The 25,535-nt window shown below is 71.3% G+C and carries 24 protein-coding genes; 8 read left to right on the plus strand and 16 right to left on the minus strand.

The features are described 5' to 3' along the window. Nucleotides 1-68: 68 nt before the first annotated feature. Nucleotides 69-1,205 (minus strand): CaiB/BaiF CoA-transferase family protein, encoded by a 1,137-nt coding sequence (locus AB0M56_RS13430; RefSeq protein ID WP_364174692.1) that lies wholly within the window; start codon nt 1,203-1,205, stop codon nt 69-71. 31 nt (nt 1,206-1,236) lie between these two features. Next, the gene (locus AB0M56_RS13435) at nt 1,237-2,388 is read right to left on the minus strand and encodes an acyl-CoA dehydrogenase family protein (RefSeq protein WP_364174945.1); all 1,152 of its coding nucleotides are present in this window, start codon (nt 2,386-2,388) and stop codon (nt 1,237-1,239) included. Nucleotides 2,389-2,487: 99 nt separating this feature from the next. Between AB0M56_RS13435 and AB0M56_RS13440 the strand changes: the two genes are divergently transcribed. The 3 genes from AB0M56_RS13440 (at nt 2,488) to AB0M56_RS13450 (ending at nt 5,695) form a co-directional block, all read left to right on the plus strand. Further along, nucleotides 2,488-3,093, plus strand: a complete 606-nt coding sequence (locus tag AB0M56_RS13440; protein ID WP_364174694.1) for a TetR/AcrR family transcriptional regulator — start codon at nt 2,488-2,490, stop codon at nt 3,091-3,093. Between the two features lie 123 nt (nt 3,094-3,216). Beyond that, nucleotides 3,217-3,999 carry a DUF4064 domain-containing protein gene (locus AB0M56_RS13445; RefSeq protein WP_364174697.1) on the plus strand — a complete coding sequence of 261 codons (783 nt, stop codon included), beginning with the start codon at nt 3,217-3,219 and terminating at the stop codon, nt 3,997-3,999. Nucleotides 4,000-4,081: 82 nt separating this feature from the next. Continuing rightward, nucleotides 4,082-5,695, plus strand: coding sequence for a succinic semialdehyde dehydrogenase (locus AB0M56_RS13450; RefSeq protein WP_364174700.1), 1,614 nt, complete (start codon nt 4,082-4,084; stop codon nt 5,693-5,695). On the opposite strand, the gene AB0M56_RS13455 is transcribed toward AB0M56_RS13450, so the two are convergent. The 7 genes from AB0M56_RS13455 to pyk form a co-directional block, all read right to left on the minus strand. Then, nucleotides 5,696-6,637: an amidohydrolase family protein gene (locus AB0M56_RS13455; protein ID WP_364174703.1), complete on the minus strand. Its 942-nt coding sequence runs from the start codon at nt 6,635-6,637 to the stop codon at nt 5,696-5,698. A gap of 469 nt (nt 6,638-7,106) precedes the next feature. Then, a complete protein-coding gene (locus tag AB0M56_RS13460; RefSeq protein WP_364174706.1) occupies nt 7,107-10,127 on the minus strand; it encodes an AAA family ATPase in 3,021 nt (1,006 codons plus the stop codon). Between the two features lie 71 nt (nt 10,128-10,198). Further along, nucleotides 10,199-10,408 carry a hypothetical protein gene (locus tag AB0M56_RS13465; RefSeq protein WP_220238185.1) on the minus strand — a complete coding sequence of 70 codons (210 nt, stop codon included), beginning with the start codon at nt 10,406-10,408 and terminating at the stop codon, nt 10,199-10,201. Nucleotides 10,409-10,580: 172 nt separating this feature from the next. Next, entirely contained in the window at nt 10,581-10,790 is a 210-nt protein-coding gene (locus tag AB0M56_RS13470) for a DUF397 domain-containing protein (protein ID WP_326837871.1), read from the minus strand. 13 nt (nt 10,791-10,803) lie between these two features. Then, nucleotides 10,804-11,706, minus strand: coding sequence for a helix-turn-helix transcriptional regulator (locus AB0M56_RS13475; RefSeq protein WP_364174708.1), 903 nt, complete (start codon nt 11,704-11,706; stop codon nt 10,804-10,806). A 502-nt stretch (nt 11,707-12,208) separates the two neighbouring features. After that, nucleotides 12,209-13,105 carry an acyl-CoA thioesterase II gene (locus AB0M56_RS13480; protein WP_364174711.1) on the minus strand — a complete coding sequence of 299 codons (897 nt, stop codon included), beginning with the start codon at nt 13,103-13,105 and terminating at the stop codon, nt 12,209-12,211. A 36-nt stretch (nt 13,106-13,141) separates the two neighbouring features. After that, on the minus strand, nt 13,142-14,566 hold the full coding sequence (gene pyk, locus AB0M56_RS13485) for a pyruvate kinase (RefSeq protein ID WP_354873730.1): 1,425 nt from the start codon (nt 14,564-14,566) through the stop codon (nt 13,142-13,144). Nucleotides 14,567-14,666: 100 nt separating this feature from the next. Between pyk and AB0M56_RS13490 the strand changes: the two genes are divergently transcribed. Continuing rightward, the gene (locus AB0M56_RS13490) at nt 14,667-15,782 is read left to right on the plus strand and encodes a hypothetical protein (protein ID WP_364174714.1); all 1,116 of its coding nucleotides are present in this window, start codon (nt 14,667-14,669) and stop codon (nt 15,780-15,782) included. A gap of 173 nt (nt 15,783-15,955) precedes the next feature. Here the strand turns inward: AB0M56_RS13490 and AB0M56_RS13495 are convergent, their stop codons facing one another. The 3 genes from AB0M56_RS13495 to AB0M56_RS13505 form a co-directional block, all read right to left on the minus strand. Next, a complete protein-coding gene (locus AB0M56_RS13495) occupies nt 15,956-16,621 on the minus strand; it encodes a DUF2461 domain-containing protein (protein ID WP_364174717.1) in 666 nt (221 codons plus the stop codon). A 156-nt stretch (nt 16,622-16,777) separates the two neighbouring features. Beyond that, nucleotides 16,778-18,037: a glycoside hydrolase family 18 protein gene (locus AB0M56_RS13500; RefSeq protein ID WP_364174720.1), complete on the minus strand. Its 1,260-nt coding sequence runs from the start codon at nt 18,035-18,037 to the stop codon at nt 16,778-16,780. 407 nt (nt 18,038-18,444) lie between these two features. Continuing rightward, nucleotides 18,445-18,786 (minus strand): helix-turn-helix domain-containing protein, encoded by a 342-nt coding sequence (locus AB0M56_RS13505; RefSeq protein ID WP_364174723.1) that lies wholly within the window; start codon nt 18,784-18,786, stop codon nt 18,445-18,447. A gap of 70 nt (nt 18,787-18,856) precedes the next feature. On the opposite strand from AB0M56_RS13505, the gene AB0M56_RS13510 reads away from it, so the two are divergent. Further along, the gene (locus AB0M56_RS13510; RefSeq protein ID WP_364174726.1) at nt 18,857-19,627 is read left to right on the plus strand and encodes an antibiotic biosynthesis monooxygenase; all 771 of its coding nucleotides are present in this window, start codon (nt 18,857-18,859) and stop codon (nt 19,625-19,627) included. Between the two features lie 106 nt (nt 19,628-19,733). Here AB0M56_RS13510 and AB0M56_RS13515 read toward each other — a convergent pair whose 3' ends face one another. Then, entirely contained in the window at nt 19,734-20,759 is a 1,026-nt protein-coding gene (locus AB0M56_RS13515) for a 6-phosphofructokinase (protein ID WP_220238176.1), read from the minus strand. Nucleotides 20,760-21,053: 294 nt separating this feature from the next. On the opposite strand from AB0M56_RS13515, the gene AB0M56_RS13520 reads away from it, so the two are divergent. Next, a complete protein-coding gene (locus AB0M56_RS13520) occupies nt 21,054-22,145 on the plus strand; it encodes a 3-deoxy-7-phosphoheptulonate synthase (protein ID WP_364174730.1) in 1,092 nt (363 codons plus the stop codon). 3 nt (nt 22,146-22,148) lie between these two features. On the opposite strand, the gene AB0M56_RS13525 is transcribed toward AB0M56_RS13520, so the two are convergent. From AB0M56_RS13525 to AB0M56_RS13535, 3 genes are all read right to left on the minus strand, one after another. Then, the gene (locus AB0M56_RS13525) at nt 22,149-22,466 is read right to left on the minus strand and encodes a S41 family peptidase (RefSeq protein WP_364174733.1); all 318 of its coding nucleotides are present in this window, start codon (nt 22,464-22,466) and stop codon (nt 22,149-22,151) included. Between the two features lie 221 nt (nt 22,467-22,687). Further along, on the minus strand, nt 22,688-23,176 hold the full coding sequence (locus tag AB0M56_RS13530; RefSeq protein ID WP_364174736.1) for a polyadenylate-specific 3'-exoribonuclease AS: 489 nt from the start codon (nt 23,174-23,176) through the stop codon (nt 22,688-22,690). A 73-nt stretch (nt 23,177-23,249) separates the two neighbouring features. Beyond that, nucleotides 23,250-24,011: a lysophospholipid acyltransferase family protein gene (locus AB0M56_RS13535; RefSeq protein ID WP_364174948.1), complete on the minus strand. Its 762-nt coding sequence runs from the start codon at nt 24,009-24,011 to the stop codon at nt 23,250-23,252. A gap of 219 nt (nt 24,012-24,230) precedes the next feature. Here AB0M56_RS13535 and AB0M56_RS13540 point away from each other — a divergent pair, with 219 nt between their 5' ends. Further along, the gene (locus AB0M56_RS13540) at nt 24,231-24,995 is read left to right on the plus strand and encodes an alpha/beta fold hydrolase (RefSeq protein WP_364174739.1); all 765 of its coding nucleotides are present in this window, start codon (nt 24,231-24,233) and stop codon (nt 24,993-24,995) included. Then, entirely contained in the window at nt 24,995-25,528 is a 534-nt protein-coding gene (locus AB0M56_RS13545; protein ID WP_364174742.1) for a hypothetical protein, read from the plus strand. Before AB0M56_RS13540 ends, AB0M56_RS13545 begins: the two co-directional genes overlap by 1 nt. Nucleotides 25,529-25,535 lie beyond the last annotated feature (7 nt).

Genomic DNA, 25,535 nt, shown 5'->3' on the forward strand with positions numbered 1-25,535 from the left:
CTCGCGCCGGCTGAGGGTGCGTGCGTGGCCCCGTGGCGGGGCCGGTTCTCGAGTAAGGCGGAAACCCGTCAGGCGATGGCGCCCGCCGTGCGTAAGGCGGCCACGTCGGCGGCGGACAGGCCGAGGTCCGCCAACACGTCCGTCGTGTCCGTGCCCGCTTGGTGGGGCGCGTGGGGTGTCGAAGGCGGGGTGCGGTCGAAGCGCGGCGCCGGGGCGGGCTGGACGGTGCCGCCGATGTCGACGAAGGTGCCGCGCGCCGCGTTCTGCGGGTGGGCCGACGCTTCCCACGGCGAGAGCACCGGCGTCAGGCAGGCGTCGGTGCCTTCGGCGCGGGCGACGAGGTCGTCGCGGGTGTGCTTGCCGACGGCGTCGGCGATGAGCTCCCGCAGCTTCGGCCACTGCGTCTTGTCCAGGTGTGGCGGCGGGTCCGCCAGGCCGAGCACCTGCACCAGGTCGCCCCAGAAGCGCATCTCGATGGCGCCGATGGCGACGTACTTGCCGTCGGCGGTTTCGTAGGTGTCGTAGAACGGGGCGCCGCCGTCCAGCAGATTGTCGCCGCGGGCGCCGGACCAAGCGCCGGCGGCGCGGAGGCCGTGGAGGCTGGTGGTGAGCAGGGCGGCGCCCTCGACCATGGACGCGTCGACGACCTGGCCGCGGCCCGAGGACGTGCGCTCGTACAGCGCGGCGAGCACGCCCATCGCGAGCATCAGGCCGCCTCCGCCGAAGTCGCCGACGAGGTTCAGCGGTGGCACGGGCGCGGAGCCGGCGCGGCCGATGGGCTCGAGCGCGCCGGCGATGCCGACGTAGTTGATGTCGTGCCCGGCCGCCTGCGCGAGCGGACCGTCCTGGCCCCAGCCCGTCATGCGGCCGTAGACGAGCCGCGGGTTGCGCGCGTGGACCACCGAAGGCCCCAGCCCCATGCGTTCCGCGACGCCGGGCCGGAAACCTTCGATGAGCACGTCGGCCTGGTCGGCCAGCTTGAGCACCACCTCGACCCCCTCGAGCGTCTTGGTGTTGACGCCGAGCGAGCGCCGGCCGCGCGCCAGCGGGTCGTTCGGGATGCCGAGCACGTCGGCGCCCGGCGTCGCGCGGTCCACGCGCACGACGTCGGCGCCGAGGTCGGCGAGGATCATGCAGGCGAACGGCGCGGGCGCGAGCCCGGCCAGCTCCACCACCTTCAGCCCGCCCAGTGGTCCGGCTTTCACGGCGGAAAGTCCTTTCGTCGAGCCGAAAATCTCAGAGCGTGCGGGAGATGATCTCCTTCATGATCTCGCTGGTGCCGCCGAAGATCCGCGAAATCCGGACGTCGGCCCAAGCTCGCGCGATCGGGTACTCGGTCATGTAGCCGTAGCCGCCGAACAGCTGCACGCACTCGTCGACGACCTTGTTCACGCGCTCGGTCGTCCACAGCTTCGCCATCGCCGCGCCCTGCACGTCGAGCTCGCCCTTGAGGTGGCGTTCGATGCACTGGTCGAGGAACGCGCGTGACACCGCCGCCTCCGTCGCGGCCTCGGCGAGCTTGAACTTCGTGTTCTGGAAGCCGAAAATCGGCCGGCCGAACGCCGTGCGCTCCTTGGTGTAGTCGATCGTGAGGTTCACGGCCGCCTCGAGCCCGGCCACCGCGGTCACGGCGATGATGAGCCGCTCCTGCGGCAGCTGCAGCATCAGCTGGACGAAGCCCTGGCCCTCGGCGTCGCCGAGCAGGTTGGCGGCGGGCACGCGCACGTCGTCGAAGAACAGCTCCGCGGTGTCCTGGCCCTTGAGTCCCACCTTGTCGAGCACGCGGCCGCGGCGGAAGCCCGGGGTGTCGGTCTCGACCACTATCAGCGACACGCCCTGCGCGCCCGCGTCCGGGTCGGTCTTGCACGCGACCACCACGAGGTCGGCGTGGAAACCGTTGGTGATGAACGTCTTCGCGCCGTTGATCACGTAGTGGTCGCCCTCGCGCACCGCGCGGGTCTTGATGCTCTGCAGGTCGGACCCCGTGCCCGGCTCGGTCATCGCGATGGCGCCCACGAACTCGCCGCTGGCGAGCTTCGGCAGCCACTCGCGCTTGCGCTCCTCCGACGCGTACGACAGCAGGTAGTGCGCCACGATTCCGTTGTGGACGGTCACGCCCCACGCGTTGTCCCCGGACCGGGCCTGCTCCTCGTACAGCACGGCCTCGTGCGCGAAGGTGCCGCCGCCACCGCCGTACTCCTCGGGGATCGACAGGCACAGCAGCCCGACCTCACCCGCCTTGCGCCAGATCTCGCGGTCCATCTTCTTCTCCGCCGCGAACCGCTCCTGGTGCGGCACGATCTCCTTCTGCAGGAAGGACCGGCTCAGCTCCCTGAGGTCTTCGAGTTCGGTGGTGCTCCACGAGCTCTTCTGGATCTGCAACGGCACGGCGACGCCTCCTGCGAAGCTGGAAAACATTACGCGTGGAAGGTAAGTTCTGTTCGGAATGTACATCCGCGCAGTCCGGTACGTAAAGCGGGAGAGGCGATGACCGAGGTCAAGGCGCACCGCACCCAGGCGCAGCGCCGGGAGCAGACCCGCACCGCCCTGCTCGACGCGACCGTCGAGTGCCTGGTCGACATCGGGTACGCCCGCGCGTCGATGCAGGAGATCTGCGCCCGGGCGGGCGTGTCGAAAGGCGCGGTGCAGCACCACTTCGCCACGAAGGCCGAGCTGATGGCGGCCGCCGTCGAGCACCTCACCACGAAGCTGCGCACGCAGCTCGCGTCGTCGCTGGAAGGCCTGCCGGGTGGCGCCTCGGGCGTCGAGGCCGCGATCGACCTGCTGTGGGCGGGCTACTCGGGCACGCTCTCCACGGCCGTCACCGAGCTGTGGGTGGCCGCGCGCACCGATCCGGAGCTGCGGGCGGCGATCCGGCCCGTGGACCGGGCGCTGGGCCGCGCGACGCTGGCGCACGTGAGCCAGGTGGCAGGTGACCTGCCGAAAGAACGCGCGGAGACGCTGTTCTGGCTCACCGTGAACCTCACCCGCGGTCTCGCACTCGACGCCGAGCTGGGCGGCGACCCGAACCGGCGCCGCAAGCTGCTGCAGGAGTGGAAGCGGATCGCGGTGCTGATGTACTCGCAGCCCTGAGCCGATCCTGGGCCGGTCTGAGCCGATCCTGGGCCGACCGGTGGCAGGATCACGCCGCCCCTTAGCGCGACGGGGTTCTTCGTGGTGGAATCGCAGATGCCCTGAGCAGGCGAAGGAGCCACGATGACCAGTGCGCCGCAGTACCCGCCGCCACCCGTCGCCGAGCCGGGCGCGGTCTCGCGGCTGCTCGCCGGAATCCTCGGGGTGTTCTCGGCCGCTCTCACGGTGGCGGGCACGTTCCTGCCGGCGGCGGCGTCCAGCGTGACGGTGAACGGCCGGTTGCAGAGCTCGTTCTCCGTCAGCGCGTGGGCCCGGGACGTCGAAACGGCTCCACAGTCGGAGCAGGACCTGTTCGGGGTCAGCCACGTCGCGCGGTTCGGCATCCCGATCACGGTCGCCGCGGTGGTGCTGCTCATCGGCGCCGTGCTCGTGTTCACCCGCGCCCGCGCCGCCGCGCGAATCTTGCTGATCACCGGCAGCGCAGGCCTGGTCGCGGCGGTGTGGACCATGAGCATGGACGTGTCGGCCAGCCTCAGCTTCGAGCAGCGGACCTCCGTCGTCGTCGCCCACTACACCACCGGCACCGGGTTCTGGGTGATGCTCAGCGGTGGTGTGATCGCGGTGCTGGTGCTGGCGCTCGCCGCGTTCGGCGGCGGCCGCTGGACCGCGCCGTGGACACCGCAGCCGTACTACTACAACCCGCCGGTGAACGACGAACCGGTGATCTACTCCCTCACCGACCCGGCACCCCCGCAGTCCTGGGCCGAGCCGCCCGCGCAAGGCGAGCTTTCACCGGAGTCCGAGCCCGCCGAGGAGTGGACTTCCCCGCCGTTCCCGCCGCACGACGTTCAGCCCGCGCCGGGCGTCGAGCCGCCGGGCAAGCACCGCGACGACACCGATACGTGAATCTGATTCAGATTTCCCGTTCGACCGCCGTACCCGCCGGTATGCTGTACTCGTCGGTAACACCGGTCTGAACGGAGACGGCATGACCAGCACGACACCGGCGAACCTCAGCGGCGAGACGGCCCTGCCCGCGACGATCGGGGGTGTCGCAGGAGCGCCCACGGCGGCGCGCGCGGCCCGGCTCGTCGCGCGCGTGACCGGCGGTGCGGACTCCGCGCCGATCCGCATGACGGCGCCGTTCACGGGGCTGCCGATCACCACGATCCCCCAGGCCACCGACGCCGATGTGCGCGCGGCGTTCGCGACCGCGCGCACGGCCCAGCACGAGTGGGCGGCCCGGCCGGTCGCGCAGCGCCAGCGGTTCCTCGTGCGCCTGCACGACCTAATCCTCGCCCGCCAGGCCGAAGCCCTCGACCTCGTGCAGGTGGAGGCCGGCAAGGCGCGGCTCGACGCGTTCGACGAGGTGAGCGCGGCCGCGCTGGTGGCGGCCTACTACGGCAAGCACAGCGCGAAGATCCTGGCGCCGAAGCGTGCGGCCGGGGTGATCCCCGTGCTGACGAAGGCGGGCGAGCTGCGCCACCCCAAGGGTGTCGTCGGCATCATCTCGCCGTGGAACTACCCGGTGGCGCTCACCGCGATGGACGTGTTCCCGGCGCTCGCGGCGGGCAACGCGGTGGTGCAGAAGCCCGACAACCAGACGGCGCTTTCCGCGTTGTGGCTGCAGGAGCTCGCGTCCGAAGCGGGGCTGCCGGACGGGCTGTGGCAGGTGGTGCTCGGCCGCGGCTCGCAGGTCGGCCCGGCGCTGCTCGAAGAGTGCGACTACCTCTGTTTCACCGGTTCCACGCCGACCGGCAAGGACCTGGCGACGCAGATCGCGGCCCGGCTCACCAGCTACTCGCTCGAGCTCGGCGGCAAGAACCCGATGATCGTGCTGCCGGACGCCGACGTCGCCAAGGCCGCGACGGGTGCGGTCACCGCGTGCTTCTCCTCCGCCGGGCAGCTGTGCGTCTCGGTGGAGCGGATCTACGTGCACGAAAGCGTCCGCGACGAGTTCACTCGCGCCTTCGTGGCGCGCACGGCGGCACTGAAGCTGGGCGGCGAGCTGGGCTTCGGCCCGCAGATGGGGTCGTTGACGTCGCCGAGCCAGCTCGAGACGGTGTCGGCGCACGTCGAGGACGCGCGGGCCAAAGGCGCGCGCGTGCTCACCGGCGGGCGCGCGCGAGCGGATCTCGGTCCGCTGTTCTACGAGCCGACCGTGCTCACCGACGTCACACCGGACATGGTGCCGTTCGCCCAGGAAACGTTCGGGCCCGTGGTGTCGATCTACGGCTACACCGACGTCACCGATGCCATCCAGCGCGCCAACGACACCGCCTTCGGCCTCAACGCCAGCGTCTGGTCGCGCAACGGCCGCGCCGGCTGGGAGGTCGCGGCCCGGCTGAAGGCCGGGACGGTGAACGTGAACGAGGGCTACGCGGCGACGTTCGGCAGCGTCGGCGTGCCGATGGGCGGGATGAAGGACTCCGGTGTCGGCCGCCGCAACGGCGCCGAGGGGCTGCTGAAGTACACGGAGGCGCAGTCGATCGCCGTGCAGCGCGGGCCGGCGCTGCGGCCGCCACGCCGGGTGCCGGGCGGGGTGTGGGCGCGGCTGATGACGTCGAGCATGAAGCTGTTGCGGCACCTGCCCTGGCGGTGATCAGCCGAGGCCGAGGAGCTCCACGGCCGTGCGGTCGAGGATCGCGGCGATGTCGTCCGAGGGCAGGCCGGAGCGTTCGACGTAGGTCACGGCCTCGGTGAACCCGTCGCCCTTTTGGTACGGAAAGTCGGTGCCGAGCACCAGGCGGTCGGCGCCGAGCGTTTCGGCCGCGAGGCGCAGCGCCGGCACGTGGTTGTGCCCGACGGTGTCGTAGAAGATCCGGCGCGCGGCGAGGCTCGGCTTTTCCGGGGTTTCCGGTGCCTCCCAAGGGTTCTGGCGGTCGATGCGGGGCAGCAGCATCGGCAGCGCGCCGCCGAGGTGGGGCAGGATGATCTTCATGTTCGGGAACCGGCTCGGGATCCCGGCGACGATCAGGTGCAGCAAAGCGACGGTGTCCTCGATCGGCGCGCCGATCTGCCACGTGAGCTCCGGCCCGATCAGCGGCGATTCGGCGCCGACGCCGGCCGGGTGCACGAACAGAACACTGCCGCGGCGGTCGAGCTCTTCGTAGACGGGCAGGAACGCCGGGTCGCCGAGCGTGCGGCCCAGCACCGACGTGGTCACGGCGGCGCCCAGGAAACCCAGCTCGTCGAGCGCGCGGGTGAGCTCGCCGAGCGCCGCGCCGGTGTGCGGAAGCGGCAGGGAGGCGAACGCTTTGAACCGATGGGGGTGCTGCTGGACGAGCTCGGCGTAGTCGTCGTTGACCAACCGCGCCGCCGCCACGGCGGTCTTCTCATCTTCGAAGTGCGGCGGTGCGGGCGTGGTCGAGAGCACCTGCAGGTCGATGCCCGCCGTCGCCATCTGCGCGAACCGCGAATCGAGCTCCGCCGCGGTCGCCCCCGCGCCGAGCCGGCCCTGCGCGGTCGCCTTCTCGTTGCCCGAGCGGGCCAACAGGTCCAGGTACGCCTCGCTCCACAGGTGAGCGTGCACGTCGACGCGCATCCCCGGCTCCTCCCGACTTGGTTAGCATGCTATTTGATCACCAAGTCAACCACTGCCGAAGAGGTTCGGCACGCGGCGGGTCCCGGCGCGGAGCCGGCGACCGACAACCGCACCGCAAACCGGCAAAACCGTCCGGGCGCAGTGGCGTCGGTCCTTCGTGACCGGGGTCGTGAGCAGGCCGCATTCGGGACGGCCTCGTCATGGTGGACGGCGCGAGAGCACCACTACCGACACCGCTTGCACGGCGCGGAGCTCGCCGCAGGCAACCACACGGTAAACCGGCAAAACCGTCCCGGGCGCAGCAAGCCAGTCCTCACTGCACACGCCCTCGGCAGGCCACGGTCGGGACAGCCCGGGCGCAACGGCCAGCACAGGACACCACAACCCGGGACAACCCACTCCCCAAGGCGCGAAGCTCGCCGCAGGCAACCACCGCGAACCGGCAAAACCGTCCCGGGCGCAGCCGCCGTCAGTCCTTCGTGGCCGGAGTCGTGAGCAGGCCGCGGTCGTAGGCGATGGCGACGGCTTCGGCGCGGCGGCTGGCGCCCAGCTTGGCCATGACGCGGGAGAGGTGAACGGAGACCGTCTTCTCGCTGATGTAGAGCTCCTCCCCCACCTGGCGGTTGGTGCGGCCGAGCGCGACGCGTTCGAGGACGTCGCGTTCGCGATCGGTGAGGGGGTTGGGGCGGGTGGGCGCGGCGACGGCCGGGGGGATGCCGGGCAGGTCGGTGCGGGCGCGGTGGGCCAGGTCGCGCGCGGCGTCGCGCAGGGGCAGCGCGCCGAGGGCGGACGCGACGGTGTGGGCGGACGTCAGGGCGTCTTCGGCGGGCAGGCCGTGGGCGAGCAGGGCCTGGGCTTCGAAGTAGCGGCACATGGCTTGCTCGTAGACCGCGCCGTAGTCGAAGGCCGTGGCGGCGGCGGACCACAGCGCCGGGTCGGCCGGGCCTTCGAGGCCGGAGGCGGCGGCTTCCAGGCGGGCGAGCCAGGCGTGGCCTTCGGGCCCGAGGGTGCCTGATCGCGGGCTGCCCTCGACGGCGGTGCGGCGGCCGTGTTCCAACAGGCGGCGGCCGACGGACACCAGGTTCTCGGCGGTGCGCTGGTCGCCGTGCAGGCGGGCGTCGGCGGCGAGGGCGGCGACCGAGGTCAGGCCCAGCGCGACGATCCGGAGGCCGCCCAGCAGCCAGGGCTCGATCTTCTCCAACCACGCCACCAGTTCCTCGGTGACGCGCACGGCTTCGGTGTGATCGCCGCGCCAGGTCGCGAGCTCGATGGCCGCGTCGCCCGCCGAGAGGGCGATCTGGATGTCGGCCGCCCACTGCTGGCGCAGCCCGGGCAGGAGGCGCGCGGCGTCGTCGAACCGGCCGCGCGCGACGAGGAACAGCACCCAGTTGGCGAGGATCCGGGCGGCGACCGCGCTCGACACCCCGCGCGCCGCGCGTCCGGCCGCGTCCTCCGCGGGCCAGTCGCCGCTGAGGTAGCGCAGGTAGAGCTGCCGCGCGCGCAGCTCGAGCCCGAAGGAGCTCCACGTGAGCCCCGACTCCTCCGCGCGCGCCACGCCGTTGGCCGCGTGGGTGAGGGCTTCGGCCATCTCGGCCTGGTCGTCGTAGCTCAAGGCGAGGAAGTACAGGCCGCGCAGCTCGACGTTGAGGGCCTCGGCGTCGCGCGCTTTGCGAATGCCCTCGCGCAGCCGTTCCCGCGCGAGCGCCGCGTCGCCCGCCGAGTCGGCCAGCGTGCCCAGCGTGATGAGCCCCGACGCCTCGGCTCCGACCGCGCCTACGGCTCGCGCGTCGGACACCGACGTGAGCGCGTTGTCCAGGGCCTCGCCGGGCTGGTCGAGCAGCCGCAGGAACCCCGCGCGGGTGGCGAGCACCCACGCCCGCGTGGCGCTCGGCTCGCTGTCCTTCACCAGCTCCCACGCTCGGTCGACGGCCAGCGTCGCCTCGTCGAGCGTGCCTTCCAGCGCCAGCAGCGCTTCGGCCAGCCGGCGCCACACCTTGGCCGACCTCAGCGTCGGGGTGTCGGGCCCGAGCAGCTCCGTGGCCGAGCGCGCGAAGGCCGCCGCCCGCTCCGGCTCCCCCGACGTGCCCGCGAAGTACGAAGCCTCGTGAAGCAGCTTCAGCTCGTCGACGCCCTCGGGCCGGTCCGCGACGGCCACTGCGTCCCAGATGGACAGTGCCTGTTCGGCGTGCCGCAGGGCCGCCCCCGGTGCGCCCAGCTTCTCCGCCTCCGCCATCGCGCTCAGCAGCGCGGGCAGCGCCGTGACGAAATCGCGGCTTTCAAGGCTGTGGAACGCCAGCTTGGCGTCGTGCCCGCGCCCCTGCGGGATCGCGCGGATGCGGGCCGCGTACGCCGCGTGCGTGCGGTTGCGCTCCCCGGGCAGTAGATCCGCGTACACCGCTTCCTGCAGCAACGCGTGGCGGAACACGTACGAGCCGTCCTCGATCACGAGCACGTGGTGCTGGACGGCCTCGCGCAGCGCCTCGTCGAGCTCCAGCTCGCCGATGGCCGCCACCTCCGCGAGCGCGGCGTGCGACACCGGTTCGTTGGCCACGGAGATCACCCGCAGCACGCGCCGCGTCTCCGCCGGGAAGCGTTCGAGCCGGGCGAGCAGCACCTCGGCGAGCCCTGCGGGCAGGTCCCGGCAGTCGGCGTCCGTGGCCAGCAGCTCTTCCACGAAGAACGGGTTGCCCTCCGACCGCGCGACGATGTCGGCCACCACGTCGGCCGGCAGCGGCTCGTCGGCCAGCGCCTCCACGAACGCCCGCGCTTCGGCGGGCCCGAACGGCGCCAGCGCGACCTGCTCCACCGTGGCCAGGCGCACCAGCTCCGAAAGCAGCCCGCGCAGCGGGTGGCGGCGGTGCACGTCTTCTTCGCGGTAGCTGCCCACGACCAGCAGCCGCTGCGCGCGCAACCTGCTGGCCAGGAAGGACAGCAGGTTGCGCGTCGAAGAGTCGGCCCAGTGCAGGTCCTCGAGCAGGATCACCACCGGCCGCGACTCGGCGACCTCGGTCAGCACCCCCAGTACCGCATCGAACAGCTGGAGCTGACCCAGGTCCTGTTCCGGCCGCGGCCGGCGCATGACCTCGCGCTCGCTGGCCGACACCTGGCCGTGTTCCCCCGGTCCCATCGGCTGGGGCTCCCCGCTCTGCGGCAGCAGCCGCGCGAGCGCCGGCCGCGACCGCACCGCGGCGGCGACCACCGGATCCCCCGACGAGCCCAGCGGCGCCAGCGCCTCCGCGAACGGCAGGTACGGCAGCCCGCCGTCGCGCACGTCGATGCAGCGGCCGGTGAGCACCAGCGCACCGTTCGCCGCGACGTGCTCACCGAGCGCGGTGAGCAGCCGGGTCTTGCCGACGCCCGCGTCGCCCGCGATCAGCACGGCGCCGGCCTCACGCCGCTCCGCGCGAGCGAAGGCGGCGCGAAGCCGCCGCATCTCGTGAGTGCGGGCGACCAGCGGGATTCCGGAGCCTAAGCGGGGCACGAGGAGCATTCTGTCCTACCCCACCGACAGTTCCGCCATGCTTTTCGCCGAGGGCGTGACACCCTCGGCGAACAGGTCGTTCACCGCGCCAGGTGATCGGCGCGGGAGGCCACCTGCGCGGCCGTGCGGCGTTCCTGCGCCGGCACGGTCACGCTGGTCACCCGGTGGGCCCGCAGCCACCGCACGACGCGGCTCTGCTTGGTCATCCGCGCGTCGCGCCCGGCCTTCCGCAGTTGCTCCTCGCGGTAGGCCACCTCGGCGCTCATCGCGTCCAGGAGCTGGTAACTCATCGCTTCTTCCCCATCCTCTGCGAGTGCCTTCTTCCGTGACACTCACAGTCGTCCTGAGGCGGGGCCGCCGGCATCGGGCGATCACCCCGTCCTGGACGCCAAACGACCCCTTACCCGAGGCGCCGACCGGCGAAGAGCAGGTCGGCGGGGTAAGGGGTCGCCGGATGGAACGTCAGTCGCGGGCCGGGCCGCCGGCGCGCACCGCCGCCAGCAGTCCCCGCCAACCCGAAGCGGGGAGGCGGAAAGCACCCCCTTCGGGGTCCTTCGAGTCGCGCACCGCGGCGTCGCCGCCGACGAACGCGATCTCGACGCAGTCGTTGCCGCCGCCGCTGTGGCTGCTCTTGCGCCAGGTGGCCCGGGAAAGATCCGCGTCCGGCATCATGTTCCCCACTTCCTCACTGTGTCCTCGGTTCCAGGTGGTGCACTGCAGCCGGCGCGGTTGACCGATCGGCGAACCGGCCGGCCGCCTCGGTGATCAAGTCGACCGAGTCGTCCGGTTTCAGTGCGGCAGCGCGCAGGTGGTCGAACATCAGCGCGTAGCGCCGGACGTCTTCGGGTTGTTCGAGGTACAGGCCGCTGGACGTGCTGTCGTCCACGTAGACGACGTCGGGGTCGGCCTGCTCGGGGAACCCCATGATGAGGAACGGGCCTTCCATGCCCGGGTGCGCGCCGGCTCCGAAGGGGACCACCTGGATGGTCACGTTGGGTTTCTCGGCGACCGAGGCCATGCGGTAGAGCTGCTCGGCCATCACCTCGGGGCTGTCGACCACGCGGTGCAGCACGGCCTCGTCGACCACCGCCCAGTACTCCGGCGGCGGCGTGTCGCTCAGCAGCTCCTGGCGCGCCATGCGCGCGGCCACGCGACGCCGGATCTCGGCGTCCTCGGCGTCGGGCCGCAGCGCTCTTATCACGGCGTGGGCGTAGCGCTCGGTCTGCAGCAGACCCGGCACGAGCAGCGCCTGGAACGCGCGCAGCGAGGTCGCGTCGGCCTCCAGGCCCACGAACGTGCCGGTGAACACCTCGTTGTACGCGTGCCACCAGCCGCGCTTGCGCGCCTCGCGGGCCAGCTGGACGAGCGCCTCCTGCTCGTCGCCGGTGATCCCGTAGAGCGCCAGCATGTCCCGGGCGTCGCGCGGGGTGACGCCGACGTGCCCGGTCTCGATGCGGCTCACCTTCGAGGCGGAGCACTCGAGCTTCTCGCCCACCTCGTCGATGGTGAAGTCGGCGGCTTCCCGGAGCCGCCTCAGCTCGCTCGCGAGCCTCCGGCGGCGAACGGTGGGTCCCTGGCCTCTCGCCACGACAGCACCTCCGGATCGTCTTACGCGATGCGCGCACCGTAGACCAACGCTGACCAACGCTGCCCGCACCGCATATCTAACCAGCCGTCCGACTAGTCAGTGGGGTATTAACACTGCGGAATTCCCGCCGCCACGGCGGGGCTCCGCCCTGCAATTTGCAGATTGCGCTTGTACTCTGACACCCGTGTGAACCGGAACCGGTCACGCCGCGCCGGTCGAGCCGGCCGCCATGATCGGTCCGGGTTCCTGAGCAGCGTAGACGACGACCAGCCGGAAACAGACACCGAGTGCGCGGGCGTTTCCGGCCGAAGGCGTCCGGGGCCGCCCCCCGACCGGTCCCGGGCACCTTCACCTTCGGTTGTCAGTTGTTGCCAGACCATCCGAGGCACACTCCGGCGATTACCCGGCTACGCATTTCGCATTTTCCGCCACCCGGAAGTGTGGTTGATTCCGCACACCTCACTCAGCGACACACTCTCAGTAGAACCGGCTGCGACCGTCCTCACAGGACGCGCAGCAGTCCCTCCTGGACGACCGTGGCGATGTGCGTGCCGTCCTGCGCGAAGAAGCGGCCCGTGGCCAGCCCGCGCGCGCCCGACGCGCTCGGCGAGGTGCTGTCGTAGAGGAACCACTCGTCGGCCCGGAAGGGCCGGTGGAACCACAGCGCGTGGTCCAGGCTCGCGCCGAGGACCTTGTCGACGTCCCAGTAAACGCCGTGGCGCGCGAGGATCGAGTCGAGCAGCGTCATGTCGGAGGCGTAGGTGAGCACGCAGACGTGCAGCAGCTGGTCGGCGGGCAGCGCGCCGTCGGCACGCATCCACACGCGGTTGCTCGCCGGCCGCTCGCCCGTGGCGCGCGTGATCCACGGCGGTTCGCCGACGTAGCGCACGTCGATGGGACGCGGGCGCTCGGTGAAGCGCAGGCCGAAGCCGGCTGTGCGTTCCTGGAACGTCGGCAGCGTTTCGGGGGCGGGCACGTCGGGCATCGGCTCGCCGTGCTCGAGGCCCTGCTCGTCCTTCTGGAACGAGGCGGACAGCGCGAAGATCGCCTTGCCGTGCTGGATGGCCGTGACGCGGCGGGTGGTGAACGAGCGGCCGTCACGGATGCGGTCCACCTCGTAGAGGATCGGCACGCTCGGGTCGCCGCCGCGGATGAAGTAGGCGTGCAGCGAGTGCACGCGCCGGTCCTCGGGCACAGTGCGCCCGGCCGCCACCAGGGCCTGCCCGGCGACCTGGCCGCCGAACACGCGGACCGGGGAGTGCGCGGGCGAAACCCCGCGGTAGAAGTCCTCCTCCACCTTCTCCAGGTCGAGGAGATCGACGAGCCGGTCGAGCACCGCCTGCCCGCCGCCGGCGGCCTCGTCGAGCCCGGCGGCGGCGGTCCTGGCGATATCGGTCATGCCCGAACCTTATTCGGTCGGCATAAACCTCGTCCCTTATGCGTGGTCGTCTTCACCGAGGCGGTGCACGTGGATCAGGTTCGTGGAGCCGACGGTCCCGGGCGGGGAGCCGGCCACGATCACCACGAGGTCGCCGCGCTGGTACTTGCCCATCTGCAGCATCGCGTGGTCGACCTGCTGGATCATCTGGTCGGTGGAGTCGACCCGCGGCACGATCGTGGTCACCGTGCCCCACGTCATCGACAGCTGGCTGCGCACGCAGTCCTCCGGCGTGAACGCCATCAGCGGCAGCCGCGTGTGCAGGCGGGCCAGGCGGCGCACGGTGTCACCGGACTGGGTGAACGCGACGAGCGCCTTGGCGTTGAGCCGCTCGCCGATGTCGCGGGCGGCATAGGAGATCACGCCGCGCTTGGTGCGCGGGACGTGCGTGAGCGGCGGGACGACCGGCGAGTCGGTCTCGACCGCCTCGACGATGCGGCCCATCGTCTGCACCGTCTCGATCGGGTAGCGCCCGACGCTGGTCTCGCCCGAGAGCATCACGGCGTCGGTGCCGTCGAGCACCGCGTTGGCCACGTCGGAGGCCTCGGCGCGGGTCGGCCGGGAGTTGTTGATCATCGACTCGAGCATCTGCGTCGCGACGATGACCGGCTTCGCGTTCTCGCGGCAGATCTGGATGGCGCGCTTCTGGACCAGCGGCACCTGCTCCAGCGGCAGCTCGACGCCGAGGTCACCGCGGGCGACCATCACCGCGTCGAAGGCCAGCACGATCGCCTCGAGGTTGTAGACGGCCTCGGGCTTCTCGATCTTCGCGACCACCGGCAGCCGGCCCTTGCCGACGCGGTCCATGACCTGGTGCACCAGGTCGATGTCGGCCGGCGAGCGCACGAAGGACAGCGCGATGAAGTCGACGCCCAGGTGCAGCGCGAACTCGAGGTCCTCGATGTCCTTCTCGCTCAGCGCCGGGACGGAGACGTCCATGCCCGGGAGCGAGACGCCCTTGTTGTTGCTGACGGGGCCGCCTTCGGTGACCTCGCAGACCACGTCCTGACCCTCGACGCCCGTGACCACGAGGCCGACCTTGCCGTCGTCCACCAGGAGGCGGTCGCCCGGCTTCGCGTCCTTCGCAAGGCCCTTGTAGGTGGTCGAGACGCGGTCGTGCGTGCCCACCACGTCCTCGACGGTGATGCGGACGACGTCGCCCGTGTGCCACTCGGCCGAGCCGCTGGCGAAGGTGCCCAGGCGGATCTTCGGACCCTGGAGGTCACCGAGAATGCCCACCGCCCGGCCACTCTCGGCCGCAGCGGCCCGGACCAGGTCGTAGACCTGCTTGTGGTCGCTGTGGCTTCCGTGGCTGAAGTTCATCCTCGCGACGTCCATTCCGGCGTCGACGAGTGCCCGCATCTTCTCCGGAGTGGAGGTCGCGGGACCCAGCGTACAAACGATCTTCGCGCGTCGGCTCACGTTCGATGACAGTAGTCGCTCATCCCTCTCACGTCTGTACCGATACCGAAAGTTCGGAGGAAGTGTTCAGAAACCATTCAGATGACTAACCTCCGTAAGTATGACGGCGGTTCGGCGGCTCGCGCTTGCGATCGCGGCGTTCGCCCTGGTCGGGGCGTGTTCCGCGCCGTCGCAGCCTCCGTGGCGGCTCGTTGACCTGCCCGTTTCCGGTACGCGCGTACTGGGATTCGTCCCGGCTTCATCGGGAATCGTCATGACCGGCTCGGTGCCGGGGCCCGCCGGACGGGCCCCCGCGGCGTGGTTCGGCGGTCCGGCGGGGGCGCCGTGGACGCCGGTGCCGGTCCACCCGGCGACGGGCTACGGGCGGCAGGCGGAGCTGACGCTGCCGGCCGCGGCGGGTTCCCGGCTGCTCGCGCTGGGCTCCGCGTACGGCGGCGCGCACGCCAACCCGCGCCCGACGATCTGGACGGGGTCGGTGGCCGAGGGGCTGACCGAGCACGAACAGCCGGTGGAGCTCCTCGGTGGCGAGCGCGCGGTGACCACATCCGGGTCCGCGGCCGGTCCGGCGGGGTACGTGCTGACGGGCCAGTGGGACCACCGGACCGGCGGCGTCGGCGCGTCGGTCTGGACCTCGGCGGACGGCGCTTCGTGGGCGTTGCGCGAGGACCCGGCGCTGCTCAGCACCACCGGCGACCAGACCCGCGCGCTGGCCGCGGCAGGCGGCGGGCCGGGTTATGTGGCCGTCGGCGACGCGCGGGCGGGGCTCTCCGTACGACCGGTGGCCTGGACGTCAGCCGACGGTTCGGCGTGGACGCGGGTTTCGCTGCCGTCCCCGGCCGGCTCGGCCTCGGTGTGGCGCGTGACGTGCTCGGCCTCGGACTGCGCCGCCGTCGGCGCGACCAGTGAACAGCGCCTGGCCTGCTGGCGTTCGGGTCCTTCGTGGACGGCGTCCGCCGGCGGCCCGGTGATTCCCGCGTCGCAACTGCTGGAGGTGACCGGCCTGACGCTCGACTCGTCGGGCCGGCTCGACGTGGCGGCGAAGGTCGACGGCCGGCCGCGGCTCTGGCGCGTCGGGCAACGGTGCGAGGACTTCGCGGAACTGCCGCTGCCCGAGGCGGCCCAGTCGCTGGCGTTGATCGCGGACGGCCCTGACCTGCTCCTGGCCACGACCACGGATTCGGGCAGCAAGGTCTGGCGTTACCCGCTCCCCCGCTGACTGGCCCCGGCGGCGCGGCTGTTCGCTCGGGCACGGTTCGGCGGCCCCACGACCCGCCAACGCCGACAACTTCGGAGCAGGCAGCCCGACCTGAGGTTATGCAGCCGCCCGCGCGTCAGGCAGGCGTTCTGCGCACTGCCGCTCCGGTCCTACAGCACGGTCTCCGCTCGGCCCTAGCGGCGCGGTTGCTCGCTCGGCCCGACGTGGTCGCGCGCCCACTCGTTGAAAGCGCGCAGCTGGCGCCAGGACTTGCGGACGCGGTCGAAGGCCTCGCGCTCGTGGAGGAAGTCGGCGGGTTCCCACGAGCGGGCGGCGTAGACGGAGCGGTAGCGCAGCAAGTCGAGGCGCGGGTGGTCCTCGGCGAAGCCGCGGGGACGGGACTTGAGGCGGTCGCCGTGGATGTCGAAGCCGGCGCGCTTCAGCTTGGCCAGGATCTGTTCCAGCACGGGGCCGTGCAGCTCGGTGTCGACGGCCGTGCGGAAGCGCGCGATCTGGTCGGACGCGAGGTGGAAGCAGCCGCCGCCCACGCGCAGGCCCGCGGGGCTCAGCTCGACGTAGTAGGCGCCGCCGCCGCGGCCCGCCTCGATGACGCCGCCGCAGTGCGTCTTGTACGGGGTCTTGTCCTTCGCGAAGCGCACGTCGCGGTAGGGCCGGAACACCTTGCCATCGCCGAAACCCTCGCCGAACTCCGGCTCCAGCTCCTTGAGCAGCGCCTCCATCGGCTCGCGCACGTCGGACTTGTAGGTCGCGACGTGTTCGTCCCAGTAGGACTTGGAGTTGTCGGCCTCGAGCCCGTCGTAGAAATCGACGGCGTACTCACCGAATCCCGTGAACTTCACGCCGAGCACGATAATCCGCGCCCCTGACAGTTTCTCCGCCGGACACTTCTTCGCCGAACGCGCAAGACCCCGTCGGAGCGGCTCCGGCGGGGTCGGTGTGCCTGGGGACCCGGTGCGGCCGGCGCGCCCCTGCGCCGCCGGCCGCACCGGAAGCGGTCACTTCGCGACGGCCGTCATCAGCTCGCCGTTGGACGTGTCGCCGGACAGCTCCCACACCATGGCGCCGCCGAGGCCCTGCTGCTTCGCGTAACTGATCTTGCCGCCGATGGTGCTCGGGGTGTCGTAGCTCCACCAGTTCGAACCGCACTTCGCGTACGCCGTGCCGGCGACGGTGCCGGTCGAAGGGCAGCTCGACTTCAGGATCTTGTAGTCCTCGATGCCCTGCTCGTACTTGCCGGGCGCCGGACCCGTGGCGGAACCGCCGGGCGCGCTCTGCGTGACGCCGGTCCAGCCGCGGCCGTAGAACCCGATGCCCAGCAACAGCTTCGACGCGGGCACGCCCTTGCTCTTGAGCTTCTGGATGGCCGCGTCGGAGTAGAAGCCGGCGGTGGGGATGCCGGCGTAGGAGGTCAGCGGCGAGTGCGGAGCCGTCGGGCCCTGTGCCGCGAATGCGCCGAAGTAGTCGTAGGTCATCACGTTGTACCAGTTCACGTACTGCGCGGCGCCCGCGTAGTCGGCGGCGTCGATCTTGCCGCCGCTGGTGCCGTCGGCGGTGATCGCGGCGGTGACGAGCTTCGACGAGCCGAACTTGGCGCGCACGGCCGCCATCAGGTTCTTGAATGCCGCCGCGCCGCTGGTGTCACAGCTCAGGCCACAGGCGTTGGGATACTCCCAGTCGAGGTCGATGCCGTCGAACAGGCCGGCCCAGCGCGGGTCGTTCACGATGTTGTAGCAGGAGTTCGCGAACGCGGCCGGGTTCTTCGCGGCCTGGCCGAAGCCGCCCGACCAGCTCCAGCCGCCGAACGACCAGATCACCTTGAGGCCGGGATGCTTGGCCTTGAGCTTCTTCAACTGGTTGAAGCTGCCCGCCAGCGGCTGGTCCCAGGTGTCGGCGACGCCATCGACGCTGCCCGCCGCGTCGTAGGTCTTCTGGTAGTCCGCGTAGGCGTCGCCGATGGCGCAGCCGCCGTTGGTGACGTTGCCGAACGCGTAGTTGATGTGGGTGAGCTTCGCGGCGGAGCCGGAGGTTTCGATGTTCTTCACGTGGTAGTTGCGGTCGTACACACCCCAGTCGGTGAAGTAGCCGACCACCTTCCCGACCGAGGCCTGCGGGGCGGCGGCCGACTCCGTGGCCGTCGCGGCCGTCGGGGCCGCCGTGGCCGCCGTGGACACGGGCGCGGCCACAGCCGCTGCGGCGAGTGCGGCGCTGGCCAGGCTGACGAGCGCCAAGAAGCTCTTCCTGCGCGGACGGGGCATGCCGGCTCCCTTCGGGGAGTCACACCAGGTGACCGAACGGGGACAGTGGGGACTCTCACACCGTAAGTGGACTAGACCATTAGGTAATGGTCTAGTCCATGGAATCAACCGGACAATTCGGTCGCTCGATGTCGATCACCCGCGGGGCGGAGTCGGCCTGGTCACGGTGCGCCGGAGCGGTCGCGTGCGCCCCGAAGCGCTCGGGCCCGCGTGGCGCTCGCGAAGGTGGGCGCAGGCATCGGCGGCATCGCGGTTGGGGCCGCGACCGGCGCCGAGCGACCCGGGCACCGTGCCGCACTCGGGCGTTTCGAACGCGAACCCCGCGAAGCTGCGCACCGGACACCCGCGGCATTCTCGGATTCCGGCGAGGCCGACACACCCGAGAAGCCGCAGCCGAGCCAGCGGCGTCAGGCAGGTGTCTCGAACGTGATGCCCGTAGCCGCCGCGCGGCGTTCGCCCCAGGCGTACAGGGCGGTCAACGCCGGGCCGAGGGCTTCGCCGTCCGGGGTGAGGCGGTATTCGACGTGGGGGACGCGGCCGTCGAGGGCTTGGCGGTGGACGAGGCCGTCGGCGGTCAGCTCGCGCAGCTGCTGGGTGAGCATCTTTTCGCTGATGCCCGGCATGAGGCGGCGCAGCTCGCCGTAGCGGTGCACGCCCTCCTTGAGATGCGCGAGGATCACCGGCTTCCACCGGCCGCCGATGACGTCGACAGTGAGCTCCACCGGGCACCAGTACCGCCTGCCCGCCATCACGGCCTCCTCGCTACGCACCGGAAAGTAAGTGGTTGCCCGGCCGAGCCGGGTGCGCTCTGCTGGCCTGATGATTGTGGAATACCTGCGCTACACCATCCCGGCCGACCGCGCGGCGGCGTTCGAGGCCGCGTACGCCGACGCGGCCGGCTCGCTCGCGAAGGCACCCGAGTGCGTCGGCTACGACCTCAGCCGCTGCGTCGAAGACCCTACGCGCTACGTGCTCGCGATCCGCTGGACCTCGGCCGAGGCGCACCTCGAAGGCTTCCGCCGCGGCCCGCACTTCCCGCCGTTCTTCGCGGCGATCCGCGCCTACGTCGGCGACCTCGACGAGATGCGCCACTACGAGCCGACGGCCGTCACCGGCGAGGGCGGCGCCCGGCCACCGACGCTGTACGAGTGGGCCGGCGGCGGCCCCGCGCTGCGGCGCCTGACCGAGGTCTTCTACCGCCATGTGCCCGAAGACCCGCTGCTGGAACCAGTGTTCCGCGGCATGGACGCCCACCACGCCGAGCACGTCGCGGTCTGGCTCGGCGAGGTGCTCGGCGGCCCGGCGGACTACACCGCCCACCACGGCGGGCACCCGCACATGATCGGCCGGCACCTCGGCCGCGGGATCACCGAGGAGCAGCGCCGCCGGTGGGTGTCGCTGCTGCTCGACGCCGCCGACGAGACGGGCCTGCCCGCCGACCCGGAGTTCCGCGCCGCGTTCGCCGGGTACCTGGAGTGGGGCAGCCGGCTGGCCGTGCTGTTCTCGGCGCCCGGAGCCGAACCGGCGACGGACGAGCCGGTGCCGCACTGGGACTGGACGATGCCGCCGTGGCAGGCGCCCGCCTCCTAGGCGTCGTACGTGCGCCCGTAGCCGCCGATCCGCCGCACACTGTCCACAGTGGAACCGTGCGCCCGCGCGCCGGGTGGGGGCGGGCCCCACCCGGCGCGGAAGGAACTCAGCCGAAGAAGACTTCGGCCTCTTCGTAACGCTCCAGCGGCACCGTCTTCAGCTCGGCGGTCGCCTCCGACAGCTTCACGCGCACGATGTCGGTGCCCTTCAGCGCCACCATCACGCCGAAGTCGCCGTCGGCCACCGCGTCCACGGCGTGCAGGCCGAAGCGGGTGGCGAGCACGCGGTCGTAGGCGGTCGGGGTGCCGCCGCGCTGCACGTGGCCGAGCACGACCGCACGCGACTCCTTGCCGGTGCGGTGCGCGATCTCGTCAGCCAGCCAGGTGCCGATGCCGCCGAGGCGGACGTGCCCGAAGGCGTCCTTCTCGCCGGCGACCAGCTTCTCCTCGCCGCCCTCGGGCAGCGCGCCCTCGGCGACGACGATGATCGGCGCGTACTCGTTCTCGAAGCGGCGCTCGACCCACTCCACGACCTGGTCCACGGAGAAGTGGCGCTCCGGCACCAGGATCACGCTCGCGCCGCCGGCCAGGCCGGAGTGCAGGGCGATCCAGCCGGCGTGGCGGCCCATGACCTCCACGACCAGCGCACGGTGGTGCGACTCGGCCGTGGTGTGCAGCCGGTCGATCGCCTCGGTCGCGATGGAGACGGCGGTGTCGAAGCCGAACGTGTAGTCGGTGGCGCCCAGGTCATTGTCGATCGTCTTGGGCACGCCGACGACGCCGATGCCGTCGTCGGTGAGGCGCTTCGCGACGCCGAGGGTGTCCTCGCCGCCGATCGCGATCAGCGCGTCGATCTCCTGCTCGGCGAGCACGGCCTTGATCTTCTCGACGCCGCCCTCGACCTTGTACGGGTTGGTCCGCGACGAGCGCAGGATCGTGCCGCCGCGCGTGAGGATGTCCTCGACGTCGCGCAGGCCGAGCGGCTTGCTCTCGCCCGTGAGCGGCCCCTGCCACCCGTTGCGGAAGCCGGTGAATTCCCAGCCGTGCACCTCGATGCCCTTGCGGACCACCGCGCGGATCACCGCGTTCAGGCCCGGGCAGTCACCGCCACCCGTCAGCACACCGACACGCATCTCTTGCCTCCGTCTTTTCTCACGTTGGAGATCGCAGTCACATTTCGGACGCCAGAGTAGCCGCAATCGTCTGGATCGGTGCAGGGCGTACCACCTGGCGAATCGGTCCTCGCGTCCACACGGTGGCCGCGTGTGCTAGCTTGATCGGCGTGCAGCGCTATTTCTGGTTTACGAAGCCGGCCCCGGGTGGGCGCGGCGGCGTGAACCTGCGCTGAGCCCCCACCCCGAGCCGGATTCGAAACCGGCTCGGCGAGTTCCCGCGGGTCGGTGTCCACCAGGAAGGAACCACCCGCCGTGACCACCCCGCAGCTGACCGCTGGGCCCGCCGACGCGAGCACCCTCGACAACCAGCGCACCACGTCGATCAGCCCGCTGATCTCCCCCGCCTTACTGCGCGAAGACCATCCCGTGGACGCCGCCGTGGCGAAGGTCGTGCACGCCGGGCGCACCGAGACCGTCGACATCCTCGACGGCCGCGACGACCGCCTCGCCGTGGTCGTGGGCCCGTGCTCGGTCCACGACCCCGAAGCCGCGATCGAGTACGCCCACAAGCTGGCCGCCAAGGCCGACGAGCTGCGCGGCGACCTGCACATCGTGATGCGCGTGTACTTCGAGAAGCCGCGCACCACGCTGGGCTGGAAGGGCCTGATCAACGACCCCGACCTCGACGGCACCTTCGCCGTGAACAAGGGCCTGCGCCTGGCCCGCAAGCTGCTGCTCGACGTGTCGGCGCTCGGCCTGCCGGTGGGGTGTGAGTTCCTGGACCCGATCACGCCGCAGTTCATCGCCGACATCGTCACGTGGGGCTCGATCGGCGCACGCACGGCGGCGAGCCAGGTGCACCGCCAGATGTGCAGCGCGCTGTCGATGCCGGTGGGCATCAAGAACTCGGTGGAGGGCGACATCCAGGTGGCGGTGGACGCCGCGCGCGCGGCCGCCGCGTCGCACGTATTCCCGGGCATCAACGTCGACGGCCTCGCGGCGCTGCTGACCACCTCGGGCAACCCCGACTGCCACGTGATCCTGCGCGGCAGCTCGCAGGGCCCGAACTACGACGCCGCCTCGGTGACCGAGACGCTCGGCCGGCTCGCCAAGTCCGGCCTGCCCGAGCGCGTGATCATCGACGCGAGCCACGGCAACAGCAACAAGGACCACGTCCGCTCGCGTGAGGTCGTGCTGGAGCTGGCTTCGCGCATCGCGGCGGGAGAGCGCGGGATCGTCGGGCTGATGATGGAGAGCTTCCTGGTCGCGGGTGCCCAGAAGCTCAACCTGGGGCACGGCTCGGAGCTCACGTACGGGCAGTCGATCACGGACGCCTGCTTGGATTGGGACACGACGGCGGATCTGCTGGACACGCTGGCGGGTGCGGTGCGGGCGCGGCGCTGAGTTTCAGCAGCCGGGCCGGGTGTGGAGCCACGCTGACGCGGCCGCGATCACCTCGTCGGTGGTCGCGGTCGCGGGCAGTGGGTGGTCGGGGGCGATCGGGGTGTTGCCGTAGACGCGGCCGGTCCGGTCCATCTCCTGCACGGTCGTGATCAGCAGTTCGGCCCCGTCACTGAGCCGGAAGACCGCGTTGCCGGTCGCGAAACCCGCAGTGGGTTGGCCGAATGTGGCGGCACGGGCGAGGCCGCGGAAGGCGATGAGGGTCGCCTCGCCCGAGCTGCCGGTGAGGGCGGAGGTGAGGACGGCGACGGGCCGCGCGACCACAAAGCGGCGGCTCCGCGCGACCACAAAGCCGCCGGGCCGCACGACGGCTGATCGGCGGTGCCGGACGTGCGGCCGCTGTACAGAAACAGGCCGCGGGCGTTGATCAAGTAGTCCGTGGCGACTTCGGCCGAGATGTCGCCACGGCCGTGACCAGGCCGAGCACCACCAGCACCACGAACCCAGCAAGCACCCGACGCATCCCCGCGCCCAGTCGCGAAACCTCAGCGGCGCCGGAACGCCGGTTCGATCACTTCCCAGCGTTGCAGGTTGTGTTTCGCGTCGGCAAGCGCATCGTGCTGATCCGTAGGCGCCAGCGGCAACTTCGGCTTCCCCGCGTCTTCCCACCGCTGGCGCAGGTCGCGCGTAAAGCGGGGCAGCTGGCGTGGCAGGGCGGGCATCGGGCCCCACAGCTGGGCCAGCGCCACGTGGTCGTAGGCGGCGAACCAGGCCCACAGCTCGATGCCGCCGGGGGGCTTGCCGAAGAACTCGAGTAGGTCGGCGCGGATCTTCTCGCGGCTGCGCCACGCCCGGTCCGCGGGCGAGGGCAGCTTGGGCAGCACGTGGTCGCGCACCCACGGGCCCGCCTTGGCGGGGTCGAAGTCGGTCGACACGGCGTAGAACTCGCGGCCGCGCTCGTCAACGACACCGATCGAGACCAAATCGATCGTCACGCCGTCCTCGATGAACTCGGTGTCGTAGAAGAAACGCATCACGGAAAATTACCAGCGGCGCGAAGCGCCTCCGTTGAGGGTGGCGGCGGGGAGGAAGGCGGAGCCTAGTGGGCTAGCCGACTTTGCTGTCGGGCACCCGGGCGGCGTCGCGGCCCGAAGGCTGTGCGGGGACCTTGGGCTTGGCGCCGGAGTCCTCGGCGGCGAGCAGTTCCTTGGCCTTCGCCGCGTAGATGTCCACGTACTCCTGGCCCGAGAGCTCCATCAGGGCGTACATGATCTCGTCGGTGATCGAGCGCTCGATGAAGCGGTCGCCGGCGAGGCCGTCGTAGCGGGAGAAATCGAGCGGGGCGCCGAAGCGGATCTCGAGGCGGCGCGGCCACCACATCTTGGAGCCGATCGGGTTGACCTTTTCCGTGCCGATCATGGCGACGGGCACGACCACGCCCTTCGACTCCAGGGCGATGCGGGCGACGCCGGTCTTGCCCTTGTAGAGGCGGCCGTCGGGCGAGCGCGTGCCCTCGGGGTAGATGCCGAGCAGGTGGCCCTGCTTCACGAGCCGGGTCGCCGTGTCGAGCGCGGCCTGCGCCGCGTTGCCGCTGGAGCGGTCGATGGGGAACTGCCCGACGCCGGTGAAGAACCACTTCTTGAGCAGGCCCTTGAGACCCGGCTCGGTGAAGTACTCCGACTTCGCCGGGAACGTGACCTTGCGCTTCACGCGGATCGGCATGAAGAACGAGTCGGCGACCGCCAGGTGGTTGCCGGCGAGGATCGCGCCGCCGTCCTCCGGGATGTTCTCGGCGCCGACGACTTTCGTCGGCCACAGCAACTTGAGCAGTGGTCCGATGAAGACGAACTTCATGAGCCAGTACAGCACCGCGCGCCAGTCCTTCCCGAGGCTCAACCATCGTTCCCAGTGGTCAAGCCTACGAAACCCGGCGGTGTGCGCACAATGCGGGACGAGCCGCTACTGGGTGGCAGCGATCGATCTCACAGCGGTACCAGGCAGTTCCGGGCACCGGCCGGGGCCCCACAAGACCACTCGACCGTGAGAGCATGGAGGACCTAGACCGCTTCGATCGGAAGGGCGTTCGTCATGGGCGTGCTCGCCGGCGCGGAACCGTTCGCCCACACCGGTTCCTCTGGGGCCGGGTTCCTGCTGTGCCACGGCTTCACCGGGACGCCGGCCGGGCTGCGGGCCTGGGGTGACCACCTGGCCGCGGCCGGGTTCAGCGTTCGCTGCCCGCTGCTGCCCGGACACGGCACGCGCTGGCAGGACCTGAACCGGACCACGTGGGAGGACTGGTACGGCGCCGTCCGCGAGGAACTGCTCGCCCTGCTGGCCGAGAACGACACCGTGTTCGTCGGCGGGTTGTCGATGGGCGGCACCCTCACGCTGCGCCTCGCCGAGGAGTTCGGCGACCGGATCGCCGGGATCGTGCTGGTCAACCCGTCGGTCACGCGGCTGAGCGACGACGCGAAGCTGCTGCCGCTGCTCGCGCGCGTGATCCCGTCGATCCCCGCGATCGCCAACGACATCGCCAAGCCCGGCGTGACGGAGCTGGCCTACCCGCGCACGCCGGTGCGGGCCGCCGCGAGCCTGGCGCGCCTGTGGAAGCTCGTGCGCGCCGAACTGGGCAAGGTCACGCAGCCGGTGCTGCTGCTGCACTCCGCCGTCGACCACGTGGTGGAGCCCGAGAACTCGCGGATCGTGCTGGCCGGCGTCGCCAGCACGGACGTGACCGAGGTGGTGCTCGAGAACAGCTTCCACGTCGCGACGCAGGACAACGACGCGGAACTGATCTTCAGCCGCAGTGTCGACTTCGCCCGGTCGCTGCGGGCGGGACAGGTGGGTGCCTGATGACCCGGGGGAAAGGCACGGACGGACCCGAGGACGTCGACGCCACGTTCGCCGAGATCGTGGCCGACCTGCGAGCAGAGGGCGTGGGTTTGTTCCTCGAAGAGGACGCGCTCGAGCTCGCCGACGACACCGCGGGCGAGCAGGCGAGCGACCCGACCCCACCGCCGGCCGCCAAGACCGACACGAAGCCCGACAAGCCCGAGAAGGCGCCCGAAACCGGCGACACCTGGCGCACGGGCGGCGCCACGTGGGACGCCACGATGTTCAGCGACGACCCGGCCGAGGACGACGAGCACTTCGTGCCGCCGGAGCCGCCGCCGCTGCCGCGTCCGCGCAAGGGCGCGTTCGTGGTGCTGTTGTTCTTCGTGGTGGGGCTGCTCCTGCTGATCGTGCCGAACCTGATCGGCGTCGGGCCCGCGCTGGCGACGCCGCTGGGGATCCTCGCGCTCGCCACCGCCATCGCGCTCCTGCTGCTGCGGGTGCGCCAGGGCCCGCCGCCGGGTGCCGACCCGACCAACGGCGCCCAGGTCTGACCGGGCG

It is taken from the genome of Amycolatopsis sp. NPDC051372, from assembly GCF_040682095.1.
GTDB lineage: Bacteria > Actinomycetota > Actinomycetes > Mycobacteriales > Pseudonocardiaceae > Amycolatopsis.

What these genes read in the sequence shown, in the direction of transcription:
- AB0M56_RS13500 (WP_364174720.1), bottom strand. Translation starts at nt 18,037, where the DNA reads ATGCCCCGTCCGCGCAGGAAGAGCTTCTTGGCGCTCGTCAGCCTGGCC.
- AB0M56_RS13465 (WP_220238185.1), bottom strand. Translation starts at nt 10,408, where the DNA reads ATGAGTTACCAGCTCCTGGACGCGATGAGCGCCGAGGTGGCCTACCGC.
- AB0M56_RS13455 (WP_364174703.1), bottom strand. Translation starts at nt 6,637, where the DNA reads ATGCGCGTCGACGTGCACGCTCACCTGTGGAGCGAGGCGTACCTGGAC.
- AB0M56_RS13450 (WP_364174700.1), top strand. Translation starts at nt 4,082, where the DNA reads ATGACCAGCACGACACCGGCGAACCTCAGCGGCGAGACGGCCCTGCCC.
- AB0M56_RS13545 (WP_364174742.1), top strand. Translation starts at nt 24,995, where the DNA reads ATGACCCGGGGGAAAGGCACGGACGGACCCGAGGACGTCGACGCCACG.
- AB0M56_RS13480 (WP_364174711.1), bottom strand. Translation starts at nt 13,105, where the DNA reads ATGACCGATATCGCCAGGACCGCCGCCGCCGGGCTCGACGAGGCCGCC.
- AB0M56_RS13510 (WP_364174726.1), top strand. Translation starts at nt 18,857, where the DNA reads ATGATTGTGGAATACCTGCGCTACACCATCCCGGCCGACCGCGCGGCG.
- AB0M56_RS13530 (WP_364174736.1), bottom strand. Translation starts at nt 23,176, where the DNA reads ATGCGTTTCTTCTACGACACCGAGTTCATCGAGGACGGCGTGACGATC.
- AB0M56_RS13515 (WP_220238176.1), bottom strand. Translation starts at nt 20,759, where the DNA reads ATGCGTGTCGGTGTGCTGACGGGTGGCGGTGACTGCCCGGGCCTGAAC.
- AB0M56_RS13490 (WP_364174714.1), top strand. Translation starts at nt 14,667, where the DNA reads ATGACGGCGGTTCGGCGGCTCGCGCTTGCGATCGCGGCGTTCGCCCTG.
- AB0M56_RS13440 (WP_364174694.1), top strand. Translation starts at nt 2,488, where the DNA reads ATGACCGAGGTCAAGGCGCACCGCACCCAGGCGCAGCGCCGGGAGCAG.
- AB0M56_RS13445 (WP_364174697.1), top strand. Translation starts at nt 3,217, where the DNA reads ATGACCAGTGCGCCGCAGTACCCGCCGCCACCCGTCGCCGAGCCGGGC.
- AB0M56_RS13540 (WP_364174739.1), top strand. Translation starts at nt 24,231, where the DNA reads ATGGGCGTGCTCGCCGGCGCGGAACCGTTCGCCCACACCGGTTCCTCT.
- AB0M56_RS13470 (WP_326837871.1), bottom strand. Translation starts at nt 10,790, where the DNA reads ATGATGCCGGACGCGGATCTTTCCCGGGCCACCTGGCGCAAGAGCAGC.
- AB0M56_RS13460 (WP_364174706.1), bottom strand. Translation starts at nt 10,127, where the DNA reads ATGCTCCTCGTGCCCCGCTTAGGCTCCGGAATCCCGCTGGTCGCCCGC.
- AB0M56_RS13505 (WP_364174723.1), bottom strand. Translation starts at nt 18,786, where the DNA reads ATGGCGGGCAGGCGGTACTGGTGCCCGGTGGAGCTCACTGTCGACGTC.